The following is a 21,448-nucleotide window of genomic DNA, read 5'->3' as shown; positions in this document are numbered from 1 at the left end:
ATTTTGGGATGAGCGTCACGGCGGGGCTTCCGTCGACGCGCCCGCGGGTCCAAGGAGGCAGGCGCCATGCCCCGACCGATAAGGCCCGAGCCCATGCAGAGCTTCGATTCCGACGGCGTCGCCATCGCCTATATCGACGTGCCGGCGGTGGGCGGATCGGGCGAGCCGATCCTGCTGATTCATGGCTTCGCCTCGAACCACGCGGTGAACTGGGTCAACACCCTCTGGGTTCGAACCCTGACCCAGGCCGGATACCGCACCATCGCGTTCGACAACCGGGGGCACGGCGAAAGCCAGAAGCTCTACGATCCGGAGGCCTATGGCGCCGACCTCATGGCCCAGGATGCGCGCCGCCTGCTCGACCATCTCGGAATCGAACGCGCCGACGTGATGGGCTACTCGATGGGTGCGCGCATCGCCGCTTTCCTCGCCCTCGACGCGCCGCAGCGCGCGCGCTCCCTGTTGCTCGGCGGCCTCGGTCTGCATCTCGTGGAAGGCAAGGGCCTGCCGGATGGGATCGCCGAAGCCCTGGAGGCGGAACCCGGCGCACGTGCGCCGAACCCGACGGCCGCCGCGTTCCGCACCTTCGCCGAGCAGACGAAAAGCGATCTGCGAGCGCTCGCCGCCTGCATGCGCGGCTCGCGTCAGGCGCTGTCGCGCGCCGAGGTCGCGGAGATCCTGATTCCCACCCTGATCACGACGGGCACCTTCGACACGGTCTCGGGCTCTGGACCTGCGCTGGCTGCCCTGTTCCCGAACGCCACCGCCCTCGAACTGCAGAACCGGGACCACAGTACGGCCGTGGGTGATCGCGGCCACAGGACGGGCGTGCTCGATTTTCTTTCCCGGCGCCCCTGATGGGACACCCCGCGCCTCAGCTCTTCAGGCGGTAGCCGGTCCGGAAGATCCAAGTCACGCCGGCCAAGCACAGAACGAGGAAGACCAGCGCCATGGCGAGGCTGATGCCGACGCCGACATCGGAGGTGCCGAAGAAGGACCAACGGAAGCCGCTGATGAGGTAGACTACGGGGTTGGCGAGGCTCACCGCCCGCCAGAAGGGCGGCAGCATCTCGATGGCGTAGAAGCTGCCGCCGAGAAAGGTCAGCGGCGTCACGATGAGAAGCGGCACCAGCTGCAGCTTCTCGAAGCCGTCGGCCCAGAGGCCGATGAGGAAACCGAACAGGCTGAAGGTCACCGCCGTGAGGAGCAGAAACAGCACCATCACGAACGGATGCTCGATGCGCAGGGGCACGAACAGGGCGGCAGTGGCCAGAATGATCAGCCCGATGAGGATCGACTTCGACGCTGCGGCACCGACATAGCCGAGAACGATCTCCAGGGGCGAAACGGGAGCCGACAGGATCTCGTAGATCGTCCCGGCGAAGCGCGGGAAGTAGATGCCGAACGAGGCGTTGGCGATGCTCTGCGTCAGCAACGAGAGCATCATCAGCCCGGGTACGATGAAGGCGCCGTACGCCACACCGTCCACCGAGGCGACGCGCGAGCCGATGGCGGCACCGAAGACCACGAAGTACAGCGAGGTGGCGATGACCGGGGCAACGATGCTCTGCAGCGCCGTGCGCCAGAAGCGCGCCATCTCAAAGCCGTAGATGGCGCGGACCGCGTACCAGTTCATGCGCGTTCCTTCACGAGGTCGACGAAGATCTCCTCCAGCGAGGACTGGCTGGTCTGGAGGTCGCGAAAACGGATGCCGGCGGCGGCGAGGTCGGCCAGCAGCGCGGTGATCCCGGTCCGCTCGCCCTTGGTGTCGTAGGTGTAGACGAGATCCTGGCCGTCCGGCGTCAGGGTCAGGTCGTGCCGCGCCAGTGCCGGGGGCAGGGCGGTGAGGGGCTCCTGCAGGTTCAGGGTCATCTGCTTCTTGCCGAGCTTGCGCATTAGCTCGGCCTTCTCCTCCACTAGGATGATCTCACCCTTGCGAATGACCCCGATGCGATCAGCCATCTCCTCGGCCTCGTCGATGTAGTGGGTGGTCAGGATGATGGTGACGCCCTTGTCGCGCAGCGACCGCACGAGTCGCCACATGTCCCGACGCAACTCCACGTCGACGCCGGCGGTGGGCTCGTCGAGGAACAGGATTCGCGGCTCATGGCTCAGCGCCTTGGCGATGAGCACCCGGCGCTTCATGCCGCCCGACAGGGTCATGATTCGCGCATCGCGCTTCTCCCACAGGGAGAGGTCGCGCAGCACGCGCTCGATATGCGCAGGGTCCGGCCGCAGGCCGTAGAGGCCGCGGCTGAAGCTCGTCGTTGCCCAAACCGTCTCGAAGGCGTCGGTGGTGAGCTCCTGCGGCACGAGACCAATGAGGCGGCGGGCCTGCCGGTAGTCCCGGGCGATGTCGTGCCCGCCCGCCACGATGCGCCCCGCACTCGCGGTGACGATCCCGCAGAGGATGCTGATCAGGGTCGTCTTGCCGGCCCCGTTCGGGCCGAGCAGGGCGAAGATCTCCCCCTCGGCGATATCGAGATTGATGCCGTCGAGGGCCTTGAGGCCCGAGGCGTAGACCTTGGACAGGTTCTGGATGGAGATGATCGGCTGCATCGGGGCTCCGCTGAGGCGTGACGCCGGCACGATCGGGGCGGCCTTCTAGCACGCTGCCGCCCGACGGCTGACCCGGAAAACGCGAAAGCCGCCTCGCGGCGGCTTTCGCTGATGTCGCAGATGCGCGTGTCAGGCCTGCAGGCGGGTCCGCACTTCACCGAGGCTCTGACGGACGAGGTCCTGGGCCGCGTCGCCCTGCATGCGCTCGCGCAGGATCACCTCGGAGACCTTCACCGCAGCATCGGCGGCGGCGGCGCGAACCTGGGCGGTCGCCTGAACCTCGGCCTGGGCGATCTTGGTCTCGGCTGACTTGGTGCGGCGGGCGATGAAGTCGTTCAGGCGGGCATGGCCCTCGTCGGCGATGCGCTGGGCCTCCTCGCGGGCGGAGGCCACGATGGCCTCCGCCTCGCGCTCGGCCTCCGAGCGGCGCCTCTTGTAGTCGGCAAGGACGCCGGCAGCCTCCTCGCGCAGGCGGCGGGCCTCATCGAGTTCGTGGCGGACGCGCTTGGCGCGCCCGTCCAGTCCCTTGGTGATCTGATCGAAGCCACCGACCTTCCAGACCACGGCCATGAACAGGACGAAGGCGACTGCGACCCAGAATTCCGCTTCCAACAACATGCTCGTCGTCCCAACTCGATGGCGTTCGGCGGATCGTCCTCGGGTCTCGACCCTCGGGTTCGCCGATCAGGTTTGGTTTCGCGGCCCGCCTCAGTGCGGGAACGCGACGCTGTCGAGGGCCTTGGCGAGGGCGGCCTCATCGGGGCTGCGGCCCGTCAGGCGCTCGACGATCGCCGATGCAGTCTGGCCGGCGATGCCGCGAACGTTGCCCATGGCCTCGGCCGTGCGCGTGCGCAGGGTCGCCTCGGAGGCGGCGATGCGGGCGTTCAGCTCGGCCTCGAGCGACTTGCGCTTGGTCTCGGCTTCCTGCGTCAGGGCCGTGCGGGTTTCGAGAGCGATGGCCTGAGCCTTGGCCTGCGCGTCGCTCAAGGATTTCTCGTAGGCCGCGCCGGCGGCATCCGCCTCGGCCTTCAGGCGCTGGGCCTCGTCGAGATCGCTCGACAGGCGCACGGCGCGGTCATGCAGGATGGCCTGGATGCGCGGCAGCGCGATCTTGTCCATCAGGTAGTAGAGCAGCCCGAAGGCCAGAGCGAGCCAGATCAGCTGGGACGCGAAGGTGTGGCTTTCGAAGGGCGGGAAGCCGCCGCCGTGCTCGGCGGCCGGCGTCGCGGCGAAGCCTTCATGCGTTGCGGTCGAATGGGCCGGCTGAGCCATGACGTCCTTCGCGTAAATTCAAGGAGTGGGGACCGGACGCCTCTGCCTTCCCTGTAGGAGGCGGCGTCCGGTCCGGCATCGATTCGAGGTCCGAGACGACGAGCGCGTCTTAGACGGCGAACAGGAGCAGCAGCGCGACGAGCAGCGAGAAGATGCCGAGCGCTTCCGTGAGAGCGAAGCCCAGGAGCAGGTTGCCACGCTGGCCGTCGGCGGCCGACGGGTTGCGGAGCGCGCCGGCGTAGAACTGGCCGAAGAGGTTGCCGAGGCCGATGGCGGCGCCCGCCATGCCGAGACAGGCGAGGCCGGCACCGATGTACTTGGCAGCTAAGGGATCCATCAAATTGCTCCTGGTGTCGTGTCGTCGTTGCGTGGAGAGGAATCCGGCCTGCGACCGCGGACCGGGGACGGAAGGGAGTATCCCGGCCGTTGGCCGGGAGGACCCGGCTCAGTGGCCGGGATGCAGGGCGTCGCTGAGATAGATCGAGGCGAGCGTCGCGAAGACGTAGGCCTGCAGACCGGCGACGAGGAATTCGAGGGCCGTGACGGCGACGCTGAGGGCCAGCGGCAGCGGCGAGATCGCCCCCCAGGCACCGGCGGCGAGCAGCGCCGGCACGAAGCCTGCGAAGATCTTGAGGGCGATGTGGCCGGCAAGCACGTTGGCGAACAGACGGACCGCGAGGCTGATCGGGCGCGAGATGAAGGACACGATCTCGATGGCGACGATCATCGGCATGAGCCACCCGGGCACGCCCGAGGGCACGAACACCTTCAGGAATTTCGTGCCGTGGGCCATGAAGCCGTACACGATGACGGTGCCGATCACGAGGAACGCCAGCGCGAAGGTGACGATGATGTGGCTGGTCACCGCGAAGGCGTAGGGGATCATGCCGAGCATGTTCAGCACGAGCACGAACATGAAGAGCGAGAAGATCAGCGGCATGAACCGCTCCGAACCGTGTCCGGCGGACTGGCGCAGGGTCGAGCCGATGAACTCGTAGAAGACTTCGGCCATCGACTGCATGCGGCCCGGTACCACCGAGCGGCGGGCAGTCGCAACGATCGTGATCAGCGCGATGATCCCGACGGCAGCGAACATGTAGAGCGCGGACTGGGTGAACGCGATCTCCTGGTTGCCGATATGACCGAAGGAGACCAGCGGCTTGAGCTCGAACTGGTGGATCGGATCCATCTTTACGGCCATTGCCGCTCCCGTCCTTCTGAATCTCGGCCGGCCAGACGGCCCGCCACCACCGGTGCCGCGTAAGCGGCATGCTTCGCATTCGATCCGCCGCAGGCGCGGCGCTTTCGGAGAACCGCTAGCGGTCCTGATCCTTCGTCGGCGCCTTGGGAAGAGACCCCGAGACGCGCATGACGTTGTAGACGCCGGTGACGAACCCCAACATCAGCAGGACGATCAGTCCCCAGGGTTTCGTCCCGAGGTAACGATCGAACATCCAACCGAGAATGCCCCCGGCGAGGACGCCCGCGATGAACTCGGTCGAGAGCCGCATCGCCTGGCCGAGAGGAGAAGGCCCGGCCGAAGAACCGGGACGCGTCGAATGATCGGGAGTGGCGCTGGGCCGCTTCCGCTCAATCTGCATCTCAAGACGTTTGAGCCTCTGAGAGAGGTCCGCGTCCAGTGCTTTCTTCCGACCGTCCCTGCCTTCGTCCTCTGTTTCGTTGCCGCTCACGGCGAGAACTCACATTGGCGAGAGCGGAGGGAACCGGCGGAACGCCTCCTTCAGGCGGGGCGCACCATAGTTTCGCCCACCTTGGGTGTCAAGGCGCCCTCGACCTCACGTAAGATCTTGCCAGGCCACGAGAATTCAGCGTTTTGCCGAACCGCCCTCAGGTGTTCGCCAAATGGGCCGGTGAGGGGACAAGGGAGCCTCACCGAGAGCACCGATCATTCGGCCTCCCGAGTATCCACGGATCTCGGGTATCCAGGGCTCAGACGCCCAGGAGCGGTTTGATCACCTTCTCCATACCCTCGATGGTCATCTCGCCCTTGAAGCGCTCCCCGTTGATGAAGAAGGTCGGGGTCGAATCGACCTTGAAGGTGTCCATGCCCTTCTGCTTCACCGCATTGACGGCGCTGTAGAGCTTCTGGTCCTTCAGGCAGGCCTCGAACTTCTCCTTCGAGAAACCGGCCTGGCGCAGCATCTGCTCCATGGCATCCACCGGGGATTGCGGCTTCTGCACATAGGCCCAGGCCTGCTGCTGGTCGAAGAGCAGGTCGGTGATCGGATAGTACTTCGCGTCCCCGTCGCAGCGAGCCAGCATGAAGGCCGCGGTGGCGAGCGGATCCAGCGGGAACTCGCGCAGCGTGAAGCGCACCTTGTCGGTGTCGATGTAGCGTTCCTTCAGGGCCGGCCAAGTGAACTTGTGGAAGGCGGCACAGTGAGAGCACGTCATCGAGGCGTATTCGATGATGGTGACCTTGGCATCCTTCGGACCGAGCCAGACGTCGCCGAGGGGGCCGGGCTCCATCAGGGTCGAAAGGTTCGCTTCCTCGGCCAGGGCCGGAAGGCTGAGCCGAGGCAGGAGAACGGCGGCGCCGACGGCAAGGCCGGCGGCTTTCAGGGCATCGCGTCGGGTGATCATGATGGTGAGGGCTCCGGTCGCGGACCAAATCTTCTGGAGCGATGCGGTAGAATCCCGCAGGCGTCCTGACAAGGCGGAGCGCGGCGCCCTAGCGCTTGTATGTTGTCGCGACAATCGCCGTCCCGAGGCGATCGAGGGCGTCTCGCAGGGCGTCGTGCTCGATCGCCTCCACGGCAAGCGCCACTTCGCCGCGGCGGACGGGATCGATGACAGGCGCTGCGGGCCGGCGCCCGATCCGATCCACACGGCCCTGGCGCATCACGATCTTTCCGACGCAGGCCCAGCCGTAATGGGCGTTGACGCGCTGGATCACCACCGGTGCCAGGTGCTGCAACTCGAGGGCGAACACTCCTTCGACCCGGACCACGAGGGTGCCGGGATCGGGGCGCCCCTCCTCTTCGCGCCGGCGCCGGCGAGGCCATTCGAGCTTCGAGGGCTGGCAGTAGCGCGCGAGCCGCTCGCCGACGATCTCGGGCCAAGCGGCCAGGATATCGGTGGAGGCGAACCCTTGCGCCGCGAAGGCGGGGCCGATGCAGCCCTCCAGCAACTCGGCGAGGGGTTTGACACGCGCCATGCGCAGGGTTTCCGTGCGTCCGACCGGGACGGGACCGAGACCCCGGTATCGTTCGCAATGGTTAGCATGCCGTTCCGTCCGGCCGAAGCCGGGCGGCGGGATCGGACTGGAGAGGTCGGCCTTGGACGCATCGGGCCGGCGGTCTATGGACGGGCGTCCCCACCACGCGCCGGTGCCCGTGCCCCACACCACAGTTCCCGCCCCCGAGGCCGCGGACCTCCTGACCTGGTACGACCGGCACCGCCGCGTCCTGCCCTGGCGGGCACTCCCGGGCGAGACACCCGATCCGTATCGGGTCTGGCTTTCGGAGGTGATGCTGCAGCAGACCACGATCGCGGCGGTGAAACCCTATTTCGCGAAGTTCCTGGCGCGCTTTCCCACCGTCGAGGATCTTGCGGCGGCGCCCGAGGAGGCCGTGATGTCGGCCTGGGCCGGGCTCGGCTACTACTCTCGCGCCCGTAACCTTCATGCCTGCGCCAAGGCGGTGGCGGCGGCCGGGCGATTTCCCGACACGGCCGCATCCCTGCGCAAAATGCCGGGCATCGGCGCCTACACGGCGGGCGCCGTCGCCGCGATCGCGTTCGATCGCCGGGAGGCGGCAGTGGACGGCAATGTCGAGCGGGTGATGACGCGGCTCTTCGCCATCGAGACCACGCTGCCTGCGGCCCGGTCCGAGATCCGCACGGTGACCCAAGCCCTGGTCCCGGAGGATCGGCCGGGCGATTTCGCCCAGGCGGTGATGGATCTCGGCGCCACGCTGTGCACCCCGAAGCGCCCGGCCTGCGCGCTCTGTCCCTGGATGGCGCCCTGCCGCGCCCGCGCGCTGGGCCTGCAGGAGACTTTCCCCAGGAAGGTCAAGGTGGTGAAGGGCACTCTGCGCCGCGGCGCGGCGTTCGTGGCGATTCGCAGCGGCGACGAGGCGGTCCTGCTCCGCACCCGGCCGCCGGAAGGATTGCTCGGCTCCATGGCCGAGCCGCCGACGAGCCCCTGGGAGCCCGGCTACGATCCGGCTCAGGCCCTGCTCGACGCACCCCTCGACGCGCGCTGGAAGCGGCTGCCGGGCCTCGTGCGGCACGGCTTCACGCATTTTCCACTGGAGTTGACGGTGTTCGTCGCCAAGGTCGCGCTCAGCACGACCCCGCCGCCGGGCCTGCGGTTCACGCCGCGGCGCGACCTCGACGAGGAACCGCTGCCGGGTGTGATGAAAAAGGTCCTGGCATACGCCTTCGACCCGAAGCCCGAGGCGGCAGCCCCGGGAGTGGACAAGCCCGTGAAGCGCGGCAGGCCGAAGGCGATGCGGAGCGTGGCCGACACGCCGCTCTTCGCCGAGCCCACGTCGGAGGCGCCCGCCCCGTCACCGCGCTTTCGCCCGGTGCCGAAGCCGGCCCCGCGCGCGGCGCCGATCCCGATTCCTGATGAGGCCGTCGAAGACTTCGAGGGGCCGGCCGAGGTCGTCCCCCCGCCCGGGCCCCGCAGGCGGGGCCGGGCGCGGACCCGATGACGGCGGGCGCTCAGGCGGCCGAGCCCATGGCGGAGCGCATCTTGGCGCGGAAGACGTCGATGAGAACCGGCTTGCCGTCGCGGGTCGCGTGCCAGAAGTCCCAGCCGTTGCAGGCCGGAAAGCCCTGCACCAGGGCGCCGATCTTGTGGATCGAGCCCGTGGCCGGTCCGGCCATCAGGGTGCCGTCGGGCCGCACGAGGGCGCTGTGTCGGCCGCGGGCGTCGGTAAGGGTCTCACCGGGCCGGATGTGCCCGGCCTCGATGACGCTCAGGAAGGCGACGCGGGGCTCGGCGCGCTTGCTCGGAGCCACCAGCAGGGCGGCCTGCGACAGGGACTCGACGGCATCGATGCGAGCGCGGGCGGCCTGCGCATAGACCGCCTCCCGCTCGATGCCGATGAAGCGGCGTCCGAGGCGCTTGGCGACGGCCCCGGTGGTGCCGGTGCCGAAGAAGGGATCGAGCACCACGTCGCCCGGGTTGGTCGCCGACAGGAGGGTGCGGGCCAGCAGCGCCTCGGGCTTCTGGGTCGGATGAACCTTCTGTCCATCGGCCCCCTTCAGGCGCTCGTCGCCCGTGCAGAGGGGAATGAACCAGTCGGACCGCATCTGGACGTCGTCGTTGCCGCCCTTCAGCGCCTCGTAATGGAAGGTGTAACCCTTCGATTCGGCGGAGCGTGAAGCCCAGATCAGGGTCTCGTGCGCATTGGTGAAGCGCTTGCCGCGGAAGTTCGGCATTGGGTTGGCCTTGCGCCAGACGATGTCGTTCAGGATCCAGTACCCGAGGTCCTGCAGCGTCGCGCCGACCCGGAAGATGTTGTGATAGGAGCCGATGACCCACAGGGTGGCGTTCGGCTTCATCACCCGGCGTGCGGCGGCGAGCCATTCGCGGGTGAAGGCGTCGTAGGCGGCGAAGGTCGAGAACTTGTCCCAGTCGTCGTCGACGGCGTCGACCCGGCTCTGGTCGGGACGCAGGAGCGAACCCTCTCCGAGTTGGAGATTGTAGGGCGGATCGGCGAAGACGCAGTCGACGCTGGACGCCGGGAGGGCGTTCATCGCGGCGATGCAGTCTCCGACGAGAATTTCGTCGAGGGGGAGACGCTGAGCGGGGGGTACGAGACCCATCCGCGGCGCCGACACGGGTCGCCCGGTACGCGAGACACTTTTCCGGGCGACGGTGTCGGCAACCGCGGTACGCAGGGAAGCCATGGCAAACACCGGTTACGCGACTGACCGGCAGACCTTGGCCCCGTTAACGTAAAGGCCGAGTTGCCAGGACGCGGACAACGCGTCTCGATTTGGGGCTGCAATTTTTGCCGAGTCGTTCTTTCCCCACTTTGTGAGGCTTGTTCCAAGTTTTTACAAAGTCGATCGGCCGCAGCCGCTAATATTCGCGAACGCGTTTTTCAGTAGACGGCCGCGCGATGAAACCAGCATCCGATGCGCGACGCGGGCAGGGATGGCCGGCCGACGCCCGGAAAAGAGGAAATCTTTCTTTGAAAGCGCGCAGCGGCCCTTCGCAGGACAGGGTTTCGCTCAGCGCAATGCTAACGTCGTTTCACTCGCGCTGACGTTGCGAGCCGGCGCCGAACGCGATGCGATTTCGGCACTCCGCGAGGTCTTCGAGGCTTGCCAATTCATCAGCGGAAATCACGCGGATCTTCGACAATACGGCCACATACAACCGGAGATTAAAAAATCGTTATAGCCTCAAATTTAGCGGCTGTTGCCACATTCGACCGGTCTCATTTTGGCCCTGATCCGCTTCATTTTGCCGGCCATTCGAAACAACAAAGGGAATGCGGATGACTATCAAGCCTGTTCGTGGGGCCGCTGCCATCATCGGGACCGTCGTGACACTCGCCGCCGTTCATCCAGCCAGCGCCCAGAGCGGCGCCGCTTCCTGGTATGCGAGTGGCCATCGGACGGCGAATGGCGAGCGCTTCAATCCGAACGGGATGACCGCCGCCCATCGCACGTTGCCGTTCGGCACCCGGGTCCGGGTCGAGAACAAGCGCAACGGCCGCTCGGTGGTGGTGCGCATCAACGATCGCGGTCCGTTCATCCGGGGCCGGATCATCGATCTCGCCAAAGGCTCGGCTCGCGCCCTCGGCATGGGCGGCACGACCTACGTCGCCTTGAGCGTGGTGAACTGAGCGAATCCGGCCGGTCGGCGTTGTGAGAGGGACCGGCCGGCCCCATCTGGTCGGCGGAACCGAGAGCTCAGACCCCATGGCAAAGCCGCTGATCGTCGAAATCCCTCATGAACTCGGCTTGGCCGAGGCCCGTCGGCGCATCGCGGACGGCATCACCCAGGCCGACGGGCTGTTCGCCAAGGCGGGCGTCGCCGTCGAGAAGATGGCCTGGACGGACGACCGCCTCGATTTCGCCATGGCGGCCCTGGGTCAGAAGGTCGATGGGCAGGTGGATGTCCGGCCCGAGACCGTGCGGGTCGAAGTCCGGCTGCCCCTGCTGCTGGCGCTGTTCGCCCAACAGATCCAGAAGAAGCTCGGCAACGAGGGCAACCTGCTCCTGACCAAGAAGTGACGGAGGCCGGCCGCGTCGCGCCCGGAACCTCCCTCGGCGACGGACCGTTCCAACGGTCCGTCCCCTGAGGCTCTTGAGAGGCGCAAGCGATGTCGAACCCCGGCCCGATCCCGGAAGCCCCGATCCCCGAGACGCCCTACGAAGCCCCTCAGACGCCGGCACCCGGCCCCGATATGCCTGGTACCGACGTGCCGGGCACGACGCCGACCGAAGCGCCCGACGTGACGCCCACCGAGATTCCGGTCAACGATCCGGATATCGGGCCGGCGATCGCTCCCGACCCGATGCCCACGGGGCCCGCCAACCCGACGATGTGAGCGGGGCGCGCCGACGGGATTGTTCCGGTACCCCGATTGCGGGTTTGTTCGGAGACGCGGTCGCTGCCATAAGCCCGGCCCATGGCCGCTCCTCCACTCCTCACCCTCCAAGACGTCGCGCTCACCTTCGGCGGCACTCCGCTGATCGAGCGCGCCGAACTCGCGATCTCCCCCGGCGAGCGCACCTGCCTCGTAGGCCGCAACGGTTCGGGCAAGTCCACCCTGATGAAGATCGCCGCGGGGCTCGTCGAACCCGATCGCGGGGTCCGCTTCGTCCAGCCCGGCACAACGATCCGCTACCTCGCGCAGGAGCCCGACTTCTCCGGCTTCGAGACGACCCTCGACTTCGTCGAATCCGGCCTGACCCAAGGGGACGACGCCTACCGGGCGCGCTACCTCCTGGAAAGTCTGGGGATGACCGGCGCCGAGAACCCCAAGAGCCTTTCGGGTGGCGAGGGGCGTCGGGTCGCCCTGGCCCAGGCCCTGGCGCCGGAACCCGACATCCTGCTCCTCGACGAGCCGACCAATCACCTCGACCTGCCGGCGATCGAATGGCTCGAAGCAGAGCTGAAGAGCGTGCGCGGTGCCCTTGTGCTGATCAGCCACGACCGGCGCTTTCTCTCGGCCCTATCGAAGACAACGATCTGGCTCGATCGGGGCGTCACGCGCAGGATCGAGCAAGGCTTCTCCACCTTCGAGGCCTGGCGCGACGCCTTCTTCGAAGAGGAGGAGCGCGACCGGCACAAGCTGGAGCGCAAGATCGCCGACGAGGAGCATTGGCTGCGCTACGGCGTCACCGCGCGGCGCAAGCGCAACGTGCGCCGCCTCGGCAACCTTCACGCCCTGCGCAAGGAGCGGCGCGACGACCGCCGGCCGGTCGGCACCGCGACCATGACCTCGACCGAGGCCGAGAGCTCGGGCGCCCTGGTGATCGAGGCCAAGCATGCGGCCAAGGCCTACGGCGCGCGCGAGATCGTCGACGATCTTTCGCTCCGGGTGATGCGCGGCGACCGCCTCGGCATCGTCGGAGCCAACGGTGCCGGCAAGACCACGCTGATCAACCTGCTCACGGGGCAGCTCGCACCCGATTCCGGCACGATGACGCTCGGCACCAACCTCAAGATGATGCTCCTCGACCAGGCCCGTGCGGTGCTGGAGCCGACCATGACGGTGACGGAGGTGCTCACCGGCGGCAGCGGTGATTCGGTGATCGTCGGCGGCGTCAGCCGCCACGTCATCGGCTATCTCAAGGACTTCCTGTTCGCCCCCGAGCAGGCCCGCACCCCGGTGAGCGTGCTCTCGGGCGGCGAGCGCAACCGCCTGCTCATCGCCCGCGCCCTGGCCCAGCCCGCCAACCTCCTCGTCCTCGACGAGCCCACCAACGACCTCGACCTCGAGACCCTCGACCTCCTGCAGGAGATGCTGGCGGATTACTCCGGCACCCTGATCCTGGTGAGCCACGACCGCGACTTTCTCGACCGGGTCGTCGGCAGCGTTCTGGTCAGCGAAGGGGAGGGCCGCTGGGTCGAATATGCCGGTGGCTACACCGACATGATCGCCCAGCGCGGTGAGGGCGTACAGGCCCGGGCGGCGGCCGGGCGAGCCGAGAAGGCGGAAGCCCGCGCGGATGCGAAGGATCGCGCCAAGTCCGGCGATGCGGGTAGCCCGGCCGGTAAGCCGAAGCTCGGCTTCAAGGACCAGCACGAGCTGAAGACCCTGCCGGACCGGATGAGAAAACTCGAATCCGACATCGCCAAGCTGCGCGAAGTCCTGGCCGATCCGGGCCTCTATGCCCGCGACCCGGCCCGCTTCGCAAAGGCCTCGGACCTCCTCGGTATCGCCGAGACCGAATTGGCGAAGGCCGAGGACCGCTGGCTCGAGCTGGAAATGCTGCGCGACGCCTGAGCAGCGCCCGGCCTTCATGATGCCGCGAACGGCGTGTGGGATACCATCCTGGCGTTCGCTCCCGCGCGCCGCCTGCCATCGGGGTCCGACGTGTCCGCCGCTTCCGTACTCCGTGACCGATGCCGCCGCCTCGGCTGGGCCGCCGGCCTGCCCGGGCTCGCGCTGATCCTCGGCCTTTCCGCCGCCTGGATCACACCGCGCTTCGAGACCCAGCTCGGCGTCGAAGCCGACGCGGTAGCCCGGGCGACGGCGGCGCCAGGCGCCGAGCCGTGGCTGCGCGTGGCCGTCGACGGTCGCGACCTCCTGGTCACCGGCGAGGCGCCCGATGCCGCGATCCGCGATGCGGCCCATCGGCGCCTCGCCGCCATCGAGGGCGTTCGGCGCGTTGTCGGCCCTGTCGGTGTGGTCGAGCTCGCCGCGCCGTTCGTCTGGATCGCGACCCGGGAACGGGACGGCGTCGCGCTCACGGGGGTCCGGCCGGCCGAGATCGGCGCCGGCGCCCTGGCCGAGCAACTCATACCCGCACTCGAGCCGGGGACGGCTCTGCGCGACCGCGCACGCGCCGCCCTCGGGGCGCCCACGGATTTCGCTCCCGCGGCCGCCTACGCCCTGGCACGCCTGCGCGCGCTCGCCCCCGGCGGCCGGGTGATGCTGGAAGACACGCGCCTCTCGGTCGTAGGCGAGGCGGCCTCGATCGCCGACGACGAGGCCGTGCGGAGCGCCCTGACCGATCTGCCCACCGGCTACAACCTCGGCCGGATCGAGATCCGTCCGGCCGTCGTCCCGGATTTTCGCTTCGTCGTGACGCGCGAACCCGGTGGCGCAGTCACGCTTTCGGGCCACGTAGTCTCGGAATCCTTGCGCGCCGAGATCCGGGCTCAAGCGGCGCAGGTGTCCGAAACCGGGCAGGTCGAGGATCGGATGCGCAACGCCCGTGGGCTTCCGGCGGACGTGGATGCCGGCGCCATGGCACGCTTCGCCTTACAACTCGGAGGTTTGATCCAGGAGGGCGGCGTCAGCGTCGCCGATGGGCGCGTGGCGGTGAACGGGGTCGCCCTCGACGCTCAGGCCATTCCCGAGATCGAAGCCTTTCTGCGAGACGGAATGCCCGCCGGCTTGGCCAGGGGCGGCACGGCCCTGACGACGCGGCCACTGTCGCCCTACCGCGTCGTACTCCGGCGCGATGCCGAGGCCGTGACGGTGACGGGCCACCTGCCGGATGCCGAGACACGGGAGGCCCTGCTCGGGACTCTGCGGCCGCGGCTGTTCCGCGAGCGCCTGATCGACCGCACCCGCCTCGGCGAAGGAGCTCCGCCCGAGCTTGCCCGGGTGCTCCGGTCCGCCGCTGCGGCCCTCGCTCTGGTGGCGCGGGGCGAGGTCCGGATCGCCGATCGCTCCCTGACCCTGACGGGCGAGAGCCCGTATGCCCAGGGCTCCCGGCGGATCTCTGGCGATCTGTCGTCCGCCATGCCGCCGGGTTGGACGGCAGACGTCGCGGTGACGACGCCCGATGCGGCGCCGGCCCGTACGCCGGAGGCCTGCGCCGCCGCACTCGAGGGCCGGCTCGCCCCGGGCCAGGGCCTGGTGTTTCCGCCCGGAAGCACGACCCTGAAGCCGGCCTTCTACCCGCTCCTCGACGGGATCGCCGCCCTCGGCAAGACCTGCCCGACCCTAAGCCTCGTGATCACGGGCCACCTCGACCCGACCGGGGTCGCGGCACCCAAGCCCGTCGTCGAGACCACGGTGGAGAGCACCGCCTCGTTGGAAACGTCGAAGGACGCGGCCAAGGATTCTGCCAGGGCATCGACCAAGCCCTCCGGAGACAAGGCATCCGGCAAGACTGCCACGAAGGACAAGGCCGCCAAGCCGGAAACCAAGACCGCGCTGCCCACGGAGCCCGCCCTCGACCTTGCGCAAGTGCGCGCCCTCGCGATCGTAGAGTACCTCCTCCAGGCCGGTCTCCGCCCGGAGCAGGTCACGGCCGCGCCGCCGGGCATGCAGCGGGGGCCGGGGCAGGGTGTCGGCATTGCGGCGCGATCTTGATGATTCAATCGAGGCCGATGGCATGACCTTCCTGGTGACGACGCTCTGGCCCCTGGCGGTCGCCAGCGCGCTTCTCGGCTGCCTCGTCGGCATGCTGACGGGCCTGCCACGCACGCCGGCGGCCCGATGGGGTGCCCTCGCGCTTGTCGGGGCGGCGGCCCTGGCCGGCGGCCTCGCCGCCTCCGGCGTGGTCCCGGGTCGCACCGGCTTCTGGCTGGAAGGCGGATCGCTGGGTCTTGCCGCGTATCTGATCGGAGCCGGCCTCTCGGCCGGACTCGCGCACCGGATCGGAGCTCGCCCCAAAGCGGATCGAACGAGCTGAGCCGGCGCCCGCCTGTGGCGCCGCAACCACGGTCGACGGGGAATTGCGTCCGTTGCACGTCCAGCGAGGAGACTTTCGCGAGAGTCGGTCGTTGTTCCCGACGCGCTTCTCCGAGCGGACTTGGGACCGACGAACCAGAACCTGATGATCGATCATCCAGAACAAGCCCGGCTCGTTGACTTGACCTCCTGCGATCGCGAACCGATCCACATCCTCGGGGCAATCCAGCCGTTCGGCTTCCTGATCGCCGTCTCGCCGGACTGGATCGTCGTCCGAGCCTCCGAGAACGCGGGCGCGTGGCTCGGTCATGGCGGGATGGACCTTCTCGGCCTTCCGCTGGCGGATCTCGTCGACGGCGAGGCGATCCACCTGATCCGCGGCCATCTCCAGGCACTTCGCGGCCCGGACGCCATCGACAGGATCTTCGGCACCGTCCTGCAACAGGGGGGTGCCCCCTACGACATCGCCCTGCACCTGTCGGGCGGCACCATTGTCATCGAGGCCGAGCCGAGCGTCAGCGAGCACCTGAACGCCGGCAACCTCGTGCGCAGCATGGTCGGGCGCCTCCAGCAGACCGTCGGCTTCGAGCCGTTCTGCCGGGAGGCCGTGCGCCAGATGCGGGCGCTGACGGGGTTCGACCGGGCCATGGTCTATCGCTTCGACCCCGACGGCTCGGGCGTGGTGATCGCCGAATCCGCCCGCTCCAGCCTGCCTCCCTATCTCGGTCTGCACTACCCGGCTTCCGACATCCCGAAGCAGGCACGCGCCCTCTATGAGCGCAATTGGCTGCGCATCATCGCCGACGTCGATGCGGAGGCCGTCGCCGTCCTGCCGCAGCGCGATCCGGACGGGCATCCTCTCGACCTGTCGATGAGCACCCTGCGCACGGTGTCGCCGATCCACCTCGAATACCTGCGCAACATGGGCGTGGGGGCCTCGCTCTCCGTGTCGATCCTGCGCGGCGGAAAGCTCTGGGGCCTGTTCGCCTGCCACCACACCGAACCGCGCCATATATCCCTCGAACGTCGGACGGGGGCCGAACTGTTCGGACAGATGTTCTCCCTGATCCTGGAAAGCCGGGAGCGCGAGGCGGAAGCCGCCTATGAGGGCAGTTCCCGCGCGCTGCACGACAGGCTGATGGGCGCACTCGCCTCGGGCGGGACGAGCCTGGAGAACATCACCGATTTCCTCGACGATATCGCCGGCATCGTCACCTGCGACGGCATCGGCGTCTGGGTCAACGGCGAGATCACCCTGCGGGGCGCGACACCGACGGCGGAAGAATTCACCGGGCTCGTGCGCTTCCTGAACCGTACGGCCACGAGTCGCGCCTTCGCGACCCACGAGATCGGCGCGGTCCATCCGCCGGCCGCCGACTACACCGAGCGTGCCGCCGGCCTCCTGGCGATCCCGATCTCCCGGGCACCCCGGGATTTCCTGGTGTTCTTCCGCCGCGAGATCGCCCGCACCGTCACCTGGGCGGGCAATCCGGAGAAGCCGGCGAGCCTCGGGCCGAACGGACTGCGCCTCACGCCGCGTAAGAGCTTCGAGGCCTGGACCGAAGTGGTTCGTGGCCAGGCCGCGCCGTGGAGCGCGGCCGACCTGCGCATCGCCGAGGCCCTGCGCATCACGCTACTGGAAGTCATCCTGCGCCTCACCGATTCCGCCGAGAAGGAGCGCAAGAGCGCGCAGGAGCGCCAGGAGTTGCTGATCGCCGAGTTGAACCACCGGGTTCGCAACATCCTCAACCTCATCCGCGGCATCGTCGCCCAGAGCCGCTCGGGGGCCGACAGCGTCGAAGATTTCGCCGGGGTCATCGGCGAGCGCATCCAGGCACTCGCCAGGGCGCACGACCAGATCACCACCACCAATTGGGGGCCGGGCTCGCTGCGCGACCTCGTCACCCTCGAGGCCGAGGCCTATCTCGACCAGCAAGCCGGCCGCGTCCGCCTCGACGGTATCGACGTGCTCCTCGAACCCCAGGCGTTCTCCACCCTCGCCCTCGTGATCCACGAGCTGATGACGAACTCGGCGAAGTATGGCGCCCTGTCGGAGGCGGCCGGGGAGGTCGACGTGGCGTGGGAGCGCGACGCCTCGGACCGCCTCGTCATCCACTGGCGCGAGAGTGGCGGGCCTCCGGTGCAGCCGCCGCGCCGGCGTGGATTCGGCACCACGCTGATCGAGCGCTCGATCCCCTACGAGTTGAAGGGCGAGGCGGAGATCGCCTACGAACTCACCGGCCTGCGCGGCCGCTTCGCGGTGCCGGCGCGCTACGTGCGTGCCGCCCCGGCCACCACGGCATCGCCGCCCCGGGAGCGCGAGCGCCCGCCCGAGCTCGACGCGAAGGCGCTGTCAGGCTCAGTCCTGGTGGTCGAGGACAACATGATCATCGCCCTCGAAGCCGAGGAGATCCTCGCGACGCTGGGAGCGAGCGCGGTGGACATGGCGAGCTCCGTTCACGAAGCCCTGCGCCAGATCGAGGCGGCCCGACCGAGCTTCGCCCTGCTCGACGTCAATCTCGGCGCCGAGACGAGCTTGCCGGTGGCGCGGCGCCTGGTCGCGGCCGGCGTGCCCTTCGTCTTCGCCACCGGCTACGGCGAGAGCTTCCGCATCCCGCCGGAACTGGGTGCCGTGACGATGATCAAGAAGCCCTACACCGCCGACACTCTGCGGCGAGCCCTGGCGAGCACCGCCGTCCCGGCCTAGCCCCGGGCCTGGGCGGCCTCGAACAACGCGAAGGCGCGCTGCGCACCGCGGATCGCGGCGGCTTGCGCATCCGCCGGGCGCGTGCCGAGCCAGGCCGCGAAGCTCGGCCACAGGCGGGCACCCTCGCCGTGACGGAGAAAACGGGCGTTCCCTCGAACGTCGGGATCGGAACTGGCCAGGACCTGCCGCAGCAGGATCTGCCCGCCGAGGCGCGAGCCTTCCAGTACGTAGAGGAGGCCCGGCGCCTCGGCCCCCGCCAGGGTGCGGGGCAGGGGCTCGGGAGGGGCGTCGGCAGCCGCGACCGCCAGGCCGCGCAGGTCGGCATCGAGAGCTTCGGCGCGCCGGCGCGCCGGCCAGTCCGGCGGCAGGTCGGCCGCATCGGCCCGGTCGAGCCAAGCCTCGATCTGCACGAAGGGATCGCGCATCGCCGACAGGAAGATCGCGTAGTCGGTCCGCCGGGTCAGATCCTGCGCGGCGAAACCCGCATCGAGGCGACGATGCGCCGCGTCCGTCGCCGCGCGCAGGGAGAAGCGGAGATCGCGCGGTTCGGTCGCGCTGCCGTCTGCGGGTCCCGGTTCGACCGCATCTGACGACGATATGGCTGTCCCATCCATGCCCGGATCCTCGATGTTCTGCGGCATCGCCGTTCTTAGACGATCCCGAACCCTCGCCAAGGACTTATCGCAGGCTACCTCCCAGACCCGGCCTCGCCCTCGCGGCCCGGTCCGCAACGCTGAAGGCCGAGGCTCGTCCATGTGGTTCCTCTACGGTTTCGCTCTCCTGGCCGGCATCGCCAATGCGGTCCAGTCGGGAGTGAATGCGACTCTTTCCAAGAACCTGACGCAGCCCTTCGCCGCAGGGATCGTCGTGTCGCTGGCCGGCGGTGTGACTCTGCTCCTGATCGGACTGGTCCTCGGCCGCTTCGCCCTTCCGAGCCTCGGCGACATCCGGGCCGTACCGCTCTGGGCCTGGTTCGGCGGCGTGGTAGGCGCGTTCCTGATCCTGTCGCAGCTCTTCGTCGCCCAGCAGATCGGCGCTGCGCCCTATCTCGGGCTGCTCATCACCGCCGGAGTCATCACCTCGATCCTGCTCGATCACTTCGGGTGGATCGGATTCGAGCAGCATCCACTCACCATATGGCGCGCGCTCGGAGGCGTGCTGATGGTCGGCGGCATCGCCTTGGTGGCATTGTTCTGAGCACGGGCAGCGGCTTGTCATCGGCGCGCGGAACCGCGATGCCTGCCCCAGCGTGGATGCCGCGCAGCCCTCCGATACCGTCCGCTCCCAGAGTCCCCATGAACATCTTCCAGGACATCGTCAGCCGCTTCAGCCAGACCGTGACGGCCTATGCCGGCGACAAGGTGCTCATGCAGGCGATGGTCGCGGCCGCCGCCAACGTGATGGTCGCCGACGGGGAGATCGCCAGCGCGGAATTCGACACGGCCCTGGCAGGCCTGCAGGCCAATCCCATCCTCGAGAAGGGCTACGACCGGCTAATGCTGGAGGGCGAACTCTACGACGGTATCGCCCGCGCCCGGACGCGCGCCGGCCGGGCGGAGAACCTGCGCCGCGTCGCCGCCATCGAGGGGCGCGGACAGGAGGAGCGCGAAGCGACGTTCCTCGTCGCGGCGGACGTCGCCGACCTCGACGGCATCGCCGATGTGGAGGCGCGGGCGCTGGAGGAAATCGCCGCCGCCCTGGGGCTGGACCGGCGCGCACTGCTTGCGGCCTCACCCGTCCGGCGGCCGGTTCCGTAGGCGGCCGGAGCGGCTTATCCCGGAAGGCCCTTGATCAAAGGACGGCAAGCCTCTAAGCGAGCCCCCGTCTTTCGCCCGGCTCGACACCTCGTCGAGCGACAGCCCGGGCGACCGCTCGTGTGAGCTTGCCGCAGGAAAGAGACGATGGCCAAAGAGAAATTCGCGCGTACGAAGCCGCACTGCAACATTGGCACGATTGGTCACGTGGATCACGGCAAGACGTCGCTGACGGCGGCGATCACGAAGGTTCTGGCCGAGACGGGCGGTGCGACGTTCACGGCCTACGACCAGATCGACAAGGCGCCGGAGGAGAAGGCGCGCGGGATCACGATCTCGACGGCGCACGTCGAGTACGAGACCGCCAACCGGCACTACGCACACGTGGATTGCCCGGGCCACGCCGACTACGTGAAGAACATGATCACGGGCGCGGCACAGATGGACGGCGCGATTCTGGTGGTGTCGGCGGCCGACGGCCCGATGCCGCAGACCCGCGAGCACATCCTGCTGGCGCGCCAGGTCGGCGTTCCGGCGCTGGTGGTGTTCCTGAACAAGGTCGACCTCGTGGACGACGCCGAGCTTCTCGAGCTCGTCGAGATGGAGGTGCGCGAGCTCCTCTCGAAGTACGACTTCCCCGGCGACGACATCCCGATCACCAAGGGCTCGGCCAAGGTGGCGCTGGACAACGGCGACAAGGCGGTCGGCCACGACGCGGTGCTGGCGCTGATGGCGTCGGTGGATGCCTACATCCCGCAGCCGGAGCGTCCGATCGACAAGCCGTTCCTGATGCCCATCGAGGACGTGTTCTCGATCTCGGGCCGCGGCACGGTGGTGACGGGTCGCGTGGAGCGCGGCATCGTCAAGGTCGGCGAGACGGTGGAGATCGTGGGCATCCGCGACACCCAGACCACGACGGTCACGGGCGTCGAGATGTTCCGCAAGCTGCTCGACCAGGGCCAGGCGGGCGACAACGTGGGCGTGCTGCTGCGCGGCACCAAGCGCGAGGACGTGGAGCGCGGCCAGGTCGTGTGCAAGCCCGGCTCGGTCAAGCCCCACACCAAGTTCAAGGCCGAGGCCTACATCCTGACCAAGGAGGAGGGCGGTCGCCACACGCCGTTCTTCACCAACTACCGCCCGCAGTTCTACTTCCGCACCACGGACGTGACCGGCGTGTGCGTGCTGCCCGAGGGCACCGAGATGGTGATGCCCGGCGACAGCGTGACCATGGACGTCACCCTGATCGTGCCGGTGGCCATGGAAGAGAAGCTGCGCTTCGCCATCCGTGAAGGCGGACGCACCGTCGGCGCCGGCGTCGTCGCCGCCATCAACGATTAATCGCGCCGTCC

General features: G+C 68.5%; 23 protein-coding genes. 12 read left to right on the top strand and 11 right to left on the bottom strand.

Going from position 1 to position 21,448, the window contains the following annotated elements; genetic code table 11:
* Window positions 1-93 precede the first annotated feature (93 nt).
* Window positions 94-858 (top strand): alpha/beta fold hydrolase, encoded by a 765-nt coding sequence (locus ACLBWX_RS16245; RefSeq protein ID WP_447678115.1) that lies wholly within the window; start codon window positions 94-96, stop codon window positions 856-858.
* A 16-nt stretch (window positions 859-874) separates the two neighbouring features.
* Here the strand turns inward: ACLBWX_RS16245 and ACLBWX_RS16240 are convergent, their stop codons facing one another.
* The 9 genes from ACLBWX_RS16240 to ACLBWX_RS16200 form a co-directional block, all read right to left on the bottom strand.
* Window positions 875-1,636 (bottom strand): ABC transporter permease, encoded by a 762-nt coding sequence (locus ACLBWX_RS16240; RefSeq protein WP_447678055.1) that lies wholly within the window; start codon window positions 1,634-1,636, stop codon window positions 875-877.
* Entirely contained in the window at window positions 1,633-2,559 is a 927-nt protein-coding gene (locus tag ACLBWX_RS16235; protein ID WP_447678054.1) for an ABC transporter ATP-binding protein, read from the bottom strand. The genes ACLBWX_RS16240 and ACLBWX_RS16235 overlap by 4 nt, the downstream gene beginning before the upstream one ends.
* 129 nt (window positions 2,560-2,688) lie before the next feature.
* The gene (locus tag ACLBWX_RS16230) at window positions 2,689-3,174 is read right to left on the bottom strand and encodes a F0F1 ATP synthase subunit B family protein (RefSeq protein ID WP_447678114.1); all 486 of its coding nucleotides are present in this window, start codon (window positions 3,172-3,174) and stop codon (window positions 2,689-2,691) included.
* A gap of 93 nt (window positions 3,175-3,267) precedes the next feature.
* Window positions 3,268-3,831: a F0F1 ATP synthase subunit B family protein gene (locus ACLBWX_RS16225; protein WP_447678053.1), complete on the bottom strand. Its 564-nt coding sequence runs from the start codon at window positions 3,829-3,831 to the stop codon at window positions 3,268-3,270.
* A gap of 109 nt (window positions 3,832-3,940) precedes the next feature.
* A complete protein-coding gene (locus ACLBWX_RS16220; RefSeq protein ID WP_018044493.1) occupies window positions 3,941-4,168 on the bottom strand; it encodes a F0F1 ATP synthase subunit C in 228 nt (75 codons plus the stop codon).
* Between the two features lie 108 nt (window positions 4,169-4,276).
* The gene (locus tag ACLBWX_RS16215; RefSeq protein WP_447678052.1) at window positions 4,277-5,032 is read right to left on the bottom strand and encodes a F0F1 ATP synthase subunit A; all 756 of its coding nucleotides are present in this window, start codon (window positions 5,030-5,032) and stop codon (window positions 4,277-4,279) included.
* Between the two features lie 115 nt (window positions 5,033-5,147).
* Window positions 5,148-5,522, bottom strand: a complete 375-nt coding sequence (locus ACLBWX_RS16210) for an AtpZ/AtpI family protein (protein ID WP_447678051.1) — start codon at window positions 5,520-5,522, stop codon at window positions 5,148-5,150.
* 259 nt (window positions 5,523-5,781) lie between these two features.
* Window positions 5,782-6,435, bottom strand: a complete 654-nt coding sequence (locus ACLBWX_RS16205; RefSeq protein ID WP_447678050.1) for a DsbA family protein — start codon at window positions 6,433-6,435, stop codon at window positions 5,782-5,784.
* An 88-nt stretch (window positions 6,436-6,523) separates the two neighbouring features.
* Window positions 6,524-7,009: a DUF721 domain-containing protein gene (locus ACLBWX_RS16200; protein ID WP_447678049.1), complete on the bottom strand. Its 486-nt coding sequence runs from the start codon at window positions 7,007-7,009 to the stop codon at window positions 6,524-6,526.
* 145 nt (window positions 7,010-7,154) lie between these two features.
* Between ACLBWX_RS16200 and mutY the strand changes: the two genes are divergently transcribed.
* On the top strand, window positions 7,155-8,510 hold the full coding sequence (gene mutY / locus ACLBWX_RS16195) for an A/G-specific adenine glycosylase (protein ID WP_447678113.1): 1,356 nt from the start codon (window positions 7,155-7,157) through the stop codon (window positions 8,508-8,510).
* Between the two features lie 10 nt (window positions 8,511-8,520).
* Here mutY and ACLBWX_RS16190 read toward each other — a convergent pair whose 3' ends face one another.
* Window positions 8,521-9,630 carry a DNA methyltransferase gene (locus ACLBWX_RS16190; RefSeq protein ID WP_447678048.1) on the bottom strand — a complete coding sequence of 370 codons (1,110 nt, stop codon included), beginning with the start codon at window positions 9,628-9,630 and terminating at the stop codon, window positions 8,521-8,523.
* A gap of 680 nt (window positions 9,631-10,310) precedes the next feature.
* Here ACLBWX_RS16190 and ACLBWX_RS16185 point away from each other — a divergent pair.
* From ACLBWX_RS16185 to ACLBWX_RS16155, 7 genes are all read left to right on the top strand, one after another.
* Window positions 10,311-10,661 (top strand): septal ring lytic transglycosylase RlpA family protein, encoded by a 351-nt coding sequence (locus ACLBWX_RS16185; RefSeq protein ID WP_447678047.1) that lies wholly within the window; start codon window positions 10,311-10,313, stop codon window positions 10,659-10,661.
* Between the two features lie 76 nt (window positions 10,662-10,737).
* Window positions 10,738-11,052: a polyhydroxyalkanoic acid system family protein gene (locus ACLBWX_RS16180; protein WP_056215767.1), complete on the top strand. Its 315-nt coding sequence runs from the start codon at window positions 10,738-10,740 to the stop codon at window positions 11,050-11,052.
* 89 nt (window positions 11,053-11,141) lie between these two features.
* Entirely contained in the window at window positions 11,142-11,369 is a 228-nt protein-coding gene (locus ACLBWX_RS16175; RefSeq protein WP_447678046.1) for a hypothetical protein, read from the top strand.
* An 81-nt stretch (window positions 11,370-11,450) separates the two neighbouring features.
* Window positions 11,451-13,274, top strand: coding sequence for an ABC-F family ATP-binding cassette domain-containing protein (locus ACLBWX_RS16170; protein ID WP_447678045.1), 1,824 nt, complete (start codon window positions 11,451-11,453; stop codon window positions 13,272-13,274).
* 90 nt (window positions 13,275-13,364) lie between these two features.
* The gene (locus tag ACLBWX_RS16165) at window positions 13,365-15,317 is read left to right on the top strand and encodes a BON domain-containing protein (protein ID WP_447678044.1); all 1,953 of its coding nucleotides are present in this window, start codon (window positions 13,365-13,367) and stop codon (window positions 15,315-15,317) included.
* Between the two features lie 22 nt (window positions 15,318-15,339).
* Complete coding sequence (locus ACLBWX_RS16160; protein ID WP_447678043.1) at window positions 15,340-15,639, top strand: hypothetical protein; 300 nt, start codon at window positions 15,340-15,342, stop codon at window positions 15,637-15,639.
* A 144-nt stretch (window positions 15,640-15,783) separates the two neighbouring features.
* Window positions 15,784-18,345, top strand: coding sequence for an HWE histidine kinase domain-containing protein (locus ACLBWX_RS16155; protein ID WP_447678042.1), 2,562 nt, complete (start codon window positions 15,784-15,786; stop codon window positions 18,343-18,345).
* On the opposite strand, the gene ACLBWX_RS16150 is transcribed toward ACLBWX_RS16155, so the two are convergent.
* Window positions 18,342-18,986 carry a biliverdin-producing heme oxygenase gene (locus tag ACLBWX_RS16150; protein WP_447678041.1) on the bottom strand — a complete coding sequence of 215 codons (645 nt, stop codon included), beginning with the start codon at window positions 18,984-18,986 and terminating at the stop codon, window positions 18,342-18,344. The two genes, ACLBWX_RS16155 and ACLBWX_RS16150, sit on opposite strands and share 4 nt — an antisense overlap.
* Before the next feature lie 112 nt (window positions 18,987-19,098).
* Here ACLBWX_RS16150 and ACLBWX_RS16145 point away from each other — a divergent pair, with 112 nt between their 5' ends.
* From ACLBWX_RS16145 to tuf, 3 genes are all read left to right on the top strand, one after another.
* Window positions 19,099-19,542 carry a DMT family transporter gene (locus ACLBWX_RS16145; RefSeq protein WP_447678040.1) on the top strand — a complete coding sequence of 148 codons (444 nt, stop codon included), beginning with the start codon at window positions 19,099-19,101 and terminating at the stop codon, window positions 19,540-19,542.
* Window positions 19,543-19,640: 98 nt separating this feature from the next.
* Window positions 19,641-20,102, top strand: coding sequence for a Tellurite resistance protein TerB (locus ACLBWX_RS16140; protein WP_447678039.1), 462 nt, complete (start codon window positions 19,641-19,643; stop codon window positions 20,100-20,102).
* A 144-nt stretch (window positions 20,103-20,246) separates the two neighbouring features.
* Window positions 20,247-21,437, top strand: a complete 1,191-nt coding sequence (tuf, locus tag ACLBWX_RS16135; protein ID WP_447677670.1) for an elongation factor Tu — start codon at window positions 20,247-20,249, stop codon at window positions 21,435-21,437.
* Window positions 21,438-21,448 lie beyond the last annotated feature (11 nt).

It is taken from the genome of Methylobacterium sp. M6A4_1b (assembly GCF_053345175.1).
This window is presented reverse-complemented; position numbering and strand designations above follow the sequence as displayed.

Coding starts and splice junctions, on each gene's coding strand:
- ACLBWX_RS16245 (WP_447678115.1), top strand. CDS start 94: ATGCAGAGCTTCGATTCCGACGGCGTCGCCATCGCCTATATCGACGTG.
- ACLBWX_RS16240 (WP_447678055.1), bottom strand. CDS start 1,636: ATGAACTGGTACGCGGTCCGCGCCATCTACGGCTTTGAGATGGCGCGC.
- ACLBWX_RS16235 (WP_447678054.1), bottom strand. CDS start 2,559: ATGCAGCCGATCATCTCCATCCAGAACCTGTCCAAGGTCTACGCCTCG.
- ACLBWX_RS16225 (WP_447678053.1), bottom strand. CDS start 3,831: ATGGCTCAGCCGGCCCATTCGACCGCAACGCATGAAGGCTTCGCCGCG.
- ACLBWX_RS16220 (WP_018044493.1), bottom strand. CDS start 4,168: ATGGATCCCTTAGCTGCCAAGTACATCGGTGCCGGCCTCGCCTGTCTC.
- ACLBWX_RS16215 (WP_447678052.1), bottom strand. CDS start 5,032: ATGGCCGTAAAGATGGATCCGATCCACCAGTTCGAGCTCAAGCCGCTG.
- ACLBWX_RS16205 (WP_447678050.1), bottom strand. CDS start 6,435: ATGATCACCCGACGCGATGCCCTGAAAGCCGCCGGCCTTGCCGTCGGC.
- ACLBWX_RS16200 (WP_447678049.1), bottom strand. CDS start 7,009: ATGGCGCGTGTCAAACCCCTCGCCGAGTTGCTGGAGGGCTGCATCGGC.
- mutY (WP_447678113.1), top strand. CDS start 7,155: ATGGACGGGCGTCCCCACCACGCGCCGGTGCCCGTGCCCCACACCACA.
- ACLBWX_RS16190 (WP_447678048.1), bottom strand. CDS start 9,630: ATGGGTCTCGTACCCCCCGCTCAGCGTCTCCCCCTCGACGAAATTCTC.
- ACLBWX_RS16185 (WP_447678047.1), top strand. CDS start 10,311: ATGACTATCAAGCCTGTTCGTGGGGCCGCTGCCATCATCGGGACCGTC.
- ACLBWX_RS16180 (WP_056215767.1), top strand. CDS start 10,738: ATGGCAAAGCCGCTGATCGTCGAAATCCCTCATGAACTCGGCTTGGCC.
- ACLBWX_RS16175 (WP_447678046.1), top strand. CDS start 11,142: ATGTCGAACCCCGGCCCGATCCCGGAAGCCCCGATCCCCGAGACGCCC.
- ACLBWX_RS16170 (WP_447678045.1), top strand. CDS start 11,451: ATGGCCGCTCCTCCACTCCTCACCCTCCAAGACGTCGCGCTCACCTTC.
- ACLBWX_RS16160 (WP_447678043.1), top strand. CDS start 15,340: ATGACCTTCCTGGTGACGACGCTCTGGCCCCTGGCGGTCGCCAGCGCG.
- ACLBWX_RS16155 (WP_447678042.1), top strand. CDS start 15,784: ATGATCGATCATCCAGAACAAGCCCGGCTCGTTGACTTGACCTCCTGC.
- ACLBWX_RS16150 (WP_447678041.1), bottom strand. CDS start 18,986: ATGCCGCAGAACATCGAGGATCCGGGCATGGATGGGACAGCCATATCG.
- ACLBWX_RS16145 (WP_447678040.1), top strand. CDS start 19,099: ATGTGGTTCCTCTACGGTTTCGCTCTCCTGGCCGGCATCGCCAATGCG.
- ACLBWX_RS16140 (WP_447678039.1), top strand. CDS start 19,641: ATGAACATCTTCCAGGACATCGTCAGCCGCTTCAGCCAGACCGTGACG.
- tuf (WP_447677670.1), top strand. CDS start 20,247: ATGGCCAAAGAGAAATTCGCGCGTACGAAGCCGCACTGCAACATTGGC.